Origin of the sequence: Plectonema cf. radiosum LEGE 06105 (genome assembly GCF_015207665.1) — a bacterium.
GTDB classification, from domain to species: Bacteria; Cyanobacteriota; Cyanobacteriia; order Cyanobacteriales; family Nostocaceae; genus Rivularia; species Rivularia radiosa_A.
Map to the genome: position 1 here is coordinate 1 of NZ_JADEWL010000214.1, position 8,449 is coordinate 8,449.

Consider the following 8,449-nt stretch of genomic DNA (forward strand, 5'->3'; position numbering starts at 1 on the left):
TGTGTATAATCGCCAGCTCCTAACTCCTAACTCCTAACTCCTAACTCCTAACTCCTAACTCCTAACTCCTAACTTCTCACTCCAAACTCCAAACTCCTAACTCCAAACTCCTAACTCCTAACTCCTAACTCCTAACTCCTAACTTCTCACTCCTCACTCCTAACTCCTAACTCCTAACTCCTAACTCCTAACTCCTAACTTCTCACTCCTCACTCCTAACTCCTAACTCCTAACTCCTCACTCCTCACTGTCCTGTGGCTAATCTAAATCCTTCAGCTATTGGACCGTTGACTAAGAGGGGAAAGAAAATTAGAAAGCTGAAAATGAAAATGACAGCTACTGTCAAACCGTTAAATAGAAGTGTATCGGTTTTTAAGGTCGCGGGAATTGCGGGTGCTGGTTTTGTACGTGCCATACTGTCTGCTAAAAGTAAAACGGCGAATATCGCGACATAACGTCCTAATAGCATAGTCCCTGCACTACTTAAGTTCCACCACAACGTGTTATCTATCAAGCCTTCAAAGCCGGAACCGTTATTAGCGCTTGCGGAAATATATTCGTAAACTACTTGGGAAATTCCGTGGGCACCAGGATTACTGATTCCTGATAAAGATACAGGATAAGCTAAGGCGATCGCGCTGGGAATCAGTACTGCTATGGGATGAATTAATACTACGAAACTAGCTAGAACTATAGAGCGTTTGGTAATTTTACGTCCGAAAAATTCCGGTGTAGTACCTACCATTAATCCTGCCCAAAACGCAGTTAAATATTGATAAATTAGTAAATATACAATTCCCGTACCAATACCACCCCAAATTACGTGTAGAAACATACTTAATAAAGTAGAAAAACCACCGGCAGGCATTAAGGAATCATGCATTCCGTTAACTGCACCATTCATGGTTGCGGTAGCAATAACTGCCCATAACGCTGTTTGTGACCAACCAAATCTGACTTCTTTTCCTTCTAAATTGGGTAATTGTTCAAGTCCCAAGTTAGAATTTACCAGGGGATTACCGATGAATTCTCCACTTGCTGTAATCCAAAGTAAAGCTAGGAAAATTATAAATACCATCCAAAACAATCGCCAAGCTTGTTTAATATTGTTGGTAAAAGCACCGTAAACGAATATCATCGCTGTGGGAATGGACATCATCACGATTAATTCGATTAAGTTGGTAGCACCATTAGGATTTTCAAAGGGATGAGCGGAGTTTGCACCAAAAAAACCACCACCGTTGGTACCCAAAAGTTTGATAATTTCAAAAGATGCAACAGGCCCAGTGGGAATATATTGAGTTCTACCTTCTAAGGTTTCGATTAATAAAGGTGCTGACAGAGTTTGTGGTACTCCTTGAGCTAATAGTACGATGGCTCCAATAACGGAAATTGGTAGCAATATCCGGGTAATTCCCCGAATCAAATCCACATAATAATTTCCCAAAGGTTTACCCGTCAAACCGCGAAGAAAAGCAATACCCACTGCTAAACCTGTCCCTGCTGAGACGAACATCAAAAAATTTAAAGCCGCAGTGCTGCTAAAATGACTTAACGCTTTCTCTCCTAAGTAATGCTGCTGTCCGGTATTAGTTAAAAATGAAATTGTGGTATGCAGTCTCAAATCCCACCTCATCGCACCAAAATCATTCGGGTTCCAAGGTAGATTCTTTTGAAAACTAAGAAGTAAATATACTAAAATTCCCATAAATAAGTTGCTTTGTAGCAAAGAATAAGCATATTGCCTTCCTCTCATGTTTTCTTGAGGATTTACATCCGCTAGCTTATAAATAACTTGTTCTAATGGGTTCATTACTCGATCAAGCAATGAAGATTCACCCATGAATACCCTAGCTATATATTTTCCCAATATTGGCGTAATAATTATCGCAACAGCAAGGGTTAACCCTATCTGTAACAAACCTTGTCCCATGTCTAAAAGCGCCCGTTTACAGTTTGATAATTTGATAAATTTAACTAAGAACTTGTCTATTAATAGGAATATAAGTTAGGTTTCTTGTAATATAAATTACAACTCTCACCAGAAAATATCTTATTTTAGTTAATTCTGCAATCTTTTGGGAGCCAAATTGCTTTGTTTATTTGTCGCTAATAAATATTGACATATTTCTGGCATTATGAACTTACGTTTCGATTTATAGATTATTTTTTAACAATAATTTAATTGTCCGATTGCTGGCATCAAATTATTCCTTTTTCACCTTCAGTACCTGTTTGTATGGATACTTGTTTTAATAACATACACCGATATAACCGATATTCTCGGAGACTAATGTATAATAAAAGACCATTAATATATTTTTTGACAAAGAATAATAAATCAGATGAAAGTCATTTTATCGGCTTTTCGTTGGAATATTTTGTAAAGATTAAATAGCACAATATCATACAATCAATTTTAACAAATATCAAGGTAACGGTTAGGTTTTAGCGATTTATTAGAGAATTGTCGAAGGTTATGGAGGTAGGATGGACGCTTAAAGCACTATCTTAAAGCACTATTGCTCGAGTTGGTTGTATAGCGCGATCGCACTCTCACTATACAAGATAAGGAAGAAAATTTATCGCGATCGCTCCTAATTATTTACCTAGATTTAGCATTTGCGCTTCGCGTACACTTCTAGTAGTTCACTCGCTGCCACACCACCTAGGCGAACAGTTGTCTGTCACCACCAGGGAGCTTACGAATATATTACCCAGCATAATTAATGTGGTGGAGTACTAGTTTTATTCAGGGAACAGTCGGTGCGATCTCACAAATATCAGGTTGATGTCATAAAAGAACATTTAATAATATTAGAAATTAATGGGTTATATAACAACTTGTTACCGAAAATATTTGATGAATTTAAACATGAATTTAAATAAACTTAATTTTGTTTGATAAAATCAATAGCAATTTCGAGTAAAATTAGTCAAATTAAATAATATATAACGTGAAATATACGTTTAAATTTATATAATGTGTAAATGTGATTCAAATAATATATATATACTGAAACTCTATGTAACAGGAGACACTCCCAGGTCGAATAAAGCAATATCTAATTTGAACGAATTGTGTCAAGCTAATTTAGCAAATCAATTTAAAATTATTATTGTTGACGTATTGAAACAACCAGATATCGCTGAAAAAGAAAAAATTATCGTTACACCAACTTTAGTTAAAGAATCTCCTTTTCCACAAATGAGAATTATTGGAGATTTATCCGATGTAGAAACAGTTTTAATGGGTCTGGGTATTGGGAGCAAGAAACATGATATATTTAGCGAGTAATGATTAAAAAAAAAATCAAAAAAAATCAAAAAACTCTTTGAGAATTATTTAAATAAGAATTAATAATTAATAAATATGTAAAAATGCCTCAAGAGAATGTTGAATCTATCGAGAAACTAGCAACAGGAATTCCAGGATTTGATTTAGTATCTGAAGGTGGATTACCAGTAGGACGTACCACATTGGTAGTTGGTAGTGCGGGTAGCGGTAAAACTATATTTTCCTGTCAATTTTTAGTAGAAGGAATTAAGCGGGGAGAAACAGGAGTTTTCGTTTCTTTTGAAGAATCTCCCAAAAACATTCGCAAAAATATGTGCGGTTTTGGTTGGGATATTAGTAAATGGGAAGAAGAAGGTAAATGGCTTTTTGTTGATGGTTCTGCGGAAGCCGGGAAGAATCCTTATATTAGTGGAGATTATGATTTTAGTCCGTTGTTGGCTAGAATTCAATATGCAATTAATAAAATTAAAGCTACTAGAGTTTCCATGGATTCTTTGGGAGCAATTTTCAGTTATTTACCTAATAAAGCTCAAGTTCGTGATGACTTATTTATTATAGCTTCAGCATTAAGAGATATTAATAGTACCGTGATTTTGACATCGGAACGCAATCAAGAATACGGTGAAATCAGTAGTCATGGAGTAGAGGAATATGTAGCTGACAACGTAATTATTTTGCGTAACGTATTAGTAGAAGAAAAACGTCGTCGGACTTTAGAAATTCTTAAATATCGTGGTAGTTCCCATCAACAAGGAGAATTTCCCTTTACAATTCTTCCTGAAAAAGGGTTTGTGACTATTCCCCTTGCACCTATGAATCTAGAGGATAAAGTTTCATCTACTATCCGTATTTCTAGTGGTAACTCTGAACTTGACAAGATGTGTGGTAGTGGTTTTTACCGGGATTCGATTATTTTGGTATCAGGAGCTACAGGTACTGGTAAAACTTTGCTTGCAACACATTTTACCGCAGCAGGAATTAAAAATGGTGAACGCAGTATTTATTTTTCATTTGAAGAAAATCGTCATCAATTGATTAGAAATGCTCTGGGTTGGGGGATAAACTTAGATGAAGCTCACGAACAAGAAAAACTTAAAATTATATTTCGCTATCCCGAATCAACGCGATTGGAAAATCATCTCATAAAAATTCAAGAAATCATCGAGGAGTTTCAACCACAGCGAGTCGTAATTGATAGTTTGACAGCTTTAGAAAAAGTTGCCACCCTCAACGGGTTTCGAGAATTTATTGCTAGTTTAAATGCAACAATTAGAGGAAAAGGAATCACAGGGCTTTATACTGTGACAACTCCGACTTTATTCAATAGTACTTCAGCTACAGAATCTTATGTTTCTACAAGTACTGATTCAATAATTTTATTGCGATATGTAGAAGTTTGCAGCGAAGTGAGAAGAGGATTAGCAGTAATTAAAATGCGGGGTTCAACCCACGACAATCGGATTCGTGAATTTAGAATTGACAATCAAGGAATCCGCATTGGTAGAAGTTTCCGTAACTTTACAGGGATTTTATCGGGAAATCCAATTTATGTAGAGCAAGATGAAGTAAATCATTTATTTCAAGACGAAGCAGAATAAAAAACGCACTAAAATAAATATTATTTTCGATAATTTTCAAATTTAATCGCTCTTTAGGTAGACACAATCAAATAAATATTGTGATAAAAAATTAAATGATGTGAGTTTAAATTTTTGGCAATAATATACATATATATTTAAATTTAATGGTAGCACCTATGGCAATTCGACTAAATATACTGTTGCTATTTGATTCTGCCGGTTCTTGTGAACAGATATTAATCTTATTACGCAAAGGCAATTTTAATCCTATAGCAAGACAAATAGTCAATGAAGCTGATTATCTAAATTATTTAAATTCAGATGTAGAAATTATTTTAGCTGACTATCAGCACCCAAATTTAAATATATTAATCGCTCAACAAATTCTCCAGCAAAAAGAAATATACGTACCATTTATAGTTGTAAATGGGAAAAATAATGCATCTGATGCAGTAGCTTGCATGAAAGCAGGAGCAAATCATTATTTAAGCGAAAATGAATTACATCGGCTGCCATTAATAGTAAAGCAAGCATTGAAAAGTCAATTTCCACATTCTGAGTTTGATCAGGTGGAAGAATGTAATATTTATTCAACTGAGTTACAGCAACGGCTATTCTCTCAATCAATAGAATTAAAACGACAACGAAAGCAAAGTCAACTGGAAAGTTTTCGTAGAGAAGAAATAGAAGCTGCATTCCGAAAAAGTCAGAAGCAGTTACAAATGCTAATTGCAAAAAATCCCGACGGAATGGTGGTGGTAGATGAAAAAGGAATAGTCCGATTTATCAATCCTGCGGCTTTAAAACTATTTAATCGTAAAGAGGAAGAACTTTTAGGAGAAATATTTGGTTTTCCCGTAGTTGGTGAAGATAAAACAGAGGTAGACATTTCTACCGGAATGGGAAAACAATTAATCGCACAAATGCGAGTAGTTAAAATAGATTGGCTAGAGAAACCCGCTAATTTAGTAACATTGAGAGATATTACCCAACGCAAACAAGCCGAATTAGAAAGAGCAGAATTACTCGCAAAAGCCGAAGCAGCAAACCGAGTCAAAGACGAATTTTTAGCAGTACTTTCCCACGAATTACGAACCCCACTCAACCCGATTTTGGGATGGACTCAACTTTTACGCTCTAATAAACTTCCCCCTGATAGAATTGATCAAGCATTAGAAACAATCGAACGTAATGCTGCTTTACAAGCAGAAATGATCAAAGACTTGCTCGATGTTTCGCGGATATTACGCGGTAAATTACAGCTTAATCCAGTTAACGTTGACTTAGTAAATATTATTAATGCCGCTATTCAAACCGTGCGTTTAGCTGCTGAGACAAAATCGATTCAGATAATTACCAACTTAGTTCCAGAAACCGCTTTTATTAAAGGTGAACCCAACCGTTTACAGCAAATATTTTGGAATTTACTTTCCAACGCAGTGAAATTTACTCCATCGGGAGGAACAGTAAACATTGAATTAACCCAAAATAACAAACAAGCAAAAGTTCAAGTCAGCGATACAGGTAAAGGAATTAGTTCCGATTTTTTACCTTATGTATTTGATTACTTTCGTCAAGAAAACAGTTCCAGTACCAGAAATGCTGGAGGATTAGGATTAGGATTAGCCATAGTCAGGCATTTAGTAGAACTTCACGGTGGTCAAATTCAAGTAGAAAGTCCGGGTATTGGTAAAGGTACCACATTTATTGTAGAAATACCTTTAACATTTCACATAGAAATCGAAACCCAAACTAACAAAAATCACAATAGTATAGAATTAAATTTTCATGGTAAAAAAATTCTGTTAGTAGACGATGAGCCAGACAATTTAGAATTTTTAAAATTTGTCCTGGAAACCTACGGAGCATCAGTACAAACAGCCACTTCAGCACCAGAAGCATTTAAATTATTTTTACAAAACAAGCCAGACGTACTTATCAGTGATATTGCTATGCCTGAAGTAAATGGACATACACTGATGCGTCAAATTCGAGCGTTAACCCTTGAAAAAGGTGCAAGAATACCCGCTATTGCCCTAACTGCTTATGCAGGAGATACAAATCGACAAGAATCATTACAAGCCGGTTTTAACCTGCATCTTGCAAAGCCCATTCAAGCAGATAAGTTAGCTCAAACAGTTGCTGAGTTAGTTGATAGTTGTTAGTTGATGGTTGTTAGTTGATGGTTGTTAGTTGATGATTGATGGTTGTTAGTTGATGGTTGATGGTTGTTAGTTGATAGTTGATGGTTGATGGTTGACAGCTGACAGTTGACAGTTGATGGTTGATGGTTGTTAGAGGATGTTTTAAAAGTATCCGGCGGTTTAAACCGCGACTACACCTTCCAAAGTCCACCTGCGTGGACTAGTCAATTTAAAACCCGCGCAGGCGGGTTTTGTTTGTGTAGCCGCGACTTATAGTCGCCGGCTAAAGTATTAAATTAGACTTTCAAAACATCCTCTGTCAACTGTCAACTGTCAACTGTTACATAATATTCAACGGGTCGATATCAATTGTTAAACTCACAGAATTGGGACATAGTTGACGAATTTCGTCCCAGTCTGGTAATTGCGGTAAATCTTGGGGAGCGAATTTTAATAATATTTGCCAGCGATAACGGTTTGCTACTCTTAGTATACTTGCTGGTGCGGGTCCTAATACATCTATTCCCGATTGTTTCTGGAGTTTTTCAGCGATTTCTGTCGCGGTATTTTCCACTTGTCGGTCATCTAAACTAGATAAACGTAATAAAATCAATCTACCTAATGGTGGATAATTTAAAGCTTCTCGCTGTGCTAATTCTTCTTGGATAAAAGAATGATAATCGTGCTGCTGTACGGCTTGAATTACCGAATGTTCTGTAGTGTAAGTTTGGATAATTACTCTTCCGGGGTCTTCACCTCTACCCGCACGTCCTGCAACTTGAGTTAAAGTCTGAAAAGCACGTTCGTTGGCACGGTAATCTGATAAATGTAGCAATCCATCAGCGCTGACTACTCCGACTAAAGTTACTTGGGGTAAGTCTAAGCCTTTGGTGAGCATTTGGGTTCCAATTAATAAATGGGCTTCACCTTGAGCAAATCTAGTTAATAAAGTGCGATGCGCTCCTTTGTTACGAGTAGTGTCGCTGTCAAAACGGATAAAACGCAATTCGGGAAACTGTTTTGTTAACTCTTGTGCTACTCGTTGGGTACCGCTACCAAAGAATTTTAAATATGGGGAACCACATTCGGGGCAATTTTTGGGATGGGGAGTTGCATAATTGCAGTAATGACAACGTAAAATCTGTGGCGCTCCAGCTTCCGGTTGGTGATAGGATAACGATACATCACAATGGGGACATTCCATTACATATCCGCAACTGCGACATGAGACAAAAGTACTGTGTCCCCGACGATGAATAAATAATATACCTTGCCTTCCGGTTTCAATCAGTTCTTGTAAACCTTGTTGTAAAGCATTGCTAAATATAGAACGATTTCCCTGCTTTAATTCGCAGCGCATATCTACGATTTCTACAGGAGGTAAAGGACGAGAATTAACGCGCTCCGGCAAAGAAATGTAGTAAGAG

At 36.5% G+C, this 8,449-nt stretch carries 5 protein-coding genes; 3 read left to right on the forward strand and 2 right to left on the reverse strand.

Annotated elements, in window-relative coordinates; genetic code table 11:
- Positions 1-244 precede the first annotated feature (244 nt).
- Entirely contained in the window at positions 245-1,933 is a 1,689-nt protein-coding gene (gene kdpA / locus IQ247_RS30310) for a potassium-transporting ATPase subunit KdpA (RefSeq protein WP_193925688.1), read from the reverse strand.
- Between the two features lie 1,050 nt (positions 1,934-2,983).
- Between kdpA and IQ247_RS30315 the strand changes: the two genes are divergently transcribed.
- The 3 genes from IQ247_RS30315 to IQ247_RS30325 all read left to right on the forward strand — a co-directional run bounded on the left by IQ247_RS30315 (position 2,984) and on the right by IQ247_RS30325 (position 7,043).
- On the forward strand, positions 2,984-3,298 hold the full coding sequence (locus IQ247_RS30315; protein WP_193925690.1) for a circadian clock KaiB family protein: 315 nt from the start codon (positions 2,984-2,986) through the stop codon (positions 3,296-3,298).
- A gap of 83 nt (positions 3,299-3,381) precedes the next feature.
- Positions 3,382-4,896, forward strand: coding sequence for a circadian clock protein KaiC (kaiC, locus tag IQ247_RS30320; protein ID WP_193925692.1), 1,515 nt, complete (start codon positions 3,382-3,384; stop codon positions 4,894-4,896).
- Positions 4,897-5,054: 158 nt separating this feature from the next.
- A complete protein-coding gene (locus IQ247_RS30325) occupies positions 5,055-7,043 on the forward strand; it encodes a response regulator (RefSeq protein WP_193925693.1) in 1,989 nt (662 codons plus the stop codon).
- Positions 7,044-7,362: 319 nt separating this feature from the next.
- On the opposite strand, the gene priA is transcribed toward IQ247_RS30325, so the two are convergent.
- Positions 7,363-8,449 (reverse strand): replication restart helicase PriA (priA, locus tag IQ247_RS30330; protein ID WP_193925695.1); only part of this gene is annotated, 1,087 nt, incomplete at its 5' end.